Genomic DNA, 1,121 nt, shown 5'->3' on the forward strand with positions numbered 1-1,121 from the left:
GTTAAAACCAGAAGGAGTGGGCGTAGTCGGGAACAACACAGATGTGGGATTTTTCATTCATCCAACTCTAGTGGTGGATGCTCAAAACGGTTTCCCGCTGGGGCTGAGCAACGTGCAGCTCTGGACGAGAGCAGCAAACAGACCCGACAAACACGAACGGAAATATTCTCAGCGACCAATCGAACAGAAAGAATCTTACAAATGGTTAGCCGCCGCTGAACGCAGCCAACGCTGCTTGATGCTTGGGGATGCGCGATTAGTCACTCATATAGGCGACCGCGAAGCTGACCTATATGAAGAATGGGCGACAGTCCCAGATCGTTACAACCATGTTCTAGTCAGAGTTTATCAAGATCGGTGCCTGTTTGGTCAGCCACAATCTCTTTACACTCATCTGTCCGCCCAGCCCTGTGTTGGTACCTACAGGATCATGGTCACAGCCGACCCTCGCCGTGGGCGCACAGCGCGAGAGGCGTTATTGAGTGTCCGTCATACTTCGGTTCAAATTCAACGCCCAGCCAATCTTAGTCGAGAAGATTACCCTCCAAGTATTACTCTTTATGCGGTAGAAGCTCTGGAAGTTAACCCTCCACTCGGTCAATCACCCATACATTGGCGATTGATGACTACTCACTCAATTATGTTATTTGAACAAGCTTTACAGGTGATTAAGTGGTACTGCTGGCGATGGCGCATCGAGCAGTTATTTGCCATGCTCAAAACGGTTGGTTTAGATATCGAGACCAGTCAACTTGAGTCAATCGCTGCGATTCAACGTCTGACTATCTTGGCTTTGTCCGTTGCTGTCGGCACCGGCAAGATGGTTGAAGGACGAGACAATCCAGCAATTCCCGCATCGGTGACTTTCTCTGACCAACAACAGCAATGTCTTGCCCAGCTTGCACCGACTCTCGAAGGTCGCACTCAAAAACAACAAAATCCCTATCCTCTAGCCACTTTGCCTTGGGCAACTTGGTTAATTGCTAGGCTTGGTGGCTGGTCTTCTTATCGCTCTCAAAGACCCCCTGGTCTACCTACCTTTGTACATGGTCTTCAACAGTTTGAAGCTATCTTCATTGGTTGGAAAACCGCTCTAGCTGGACTTGTGTGTACACGGTAGC

At 49.3% G+C, this 1,121-nt stretch carries 1 protein-coding gene; it reads left to right on the plus strand.

The features are described from left to right. Positions 1–1,120 (plus strand): IS4 family transposase (locus tag QUA58_RS31390; RefSeq protein WP_333398027.1); only part of this gene is annotated, 1,120 nt, incomplete at its 5' end. Position 1,121 lies beyond the last annotated feature (1 nt).

It is taken from the genome of Microcoleus sp. N9_A1 (genome assembly GCF_036701795.1).
Lineage (GTDB): Bacteria > Cyanobacteriota > Cyanobacteriia > Cyanobacteriales > Microcoleaceae > Microcoleus.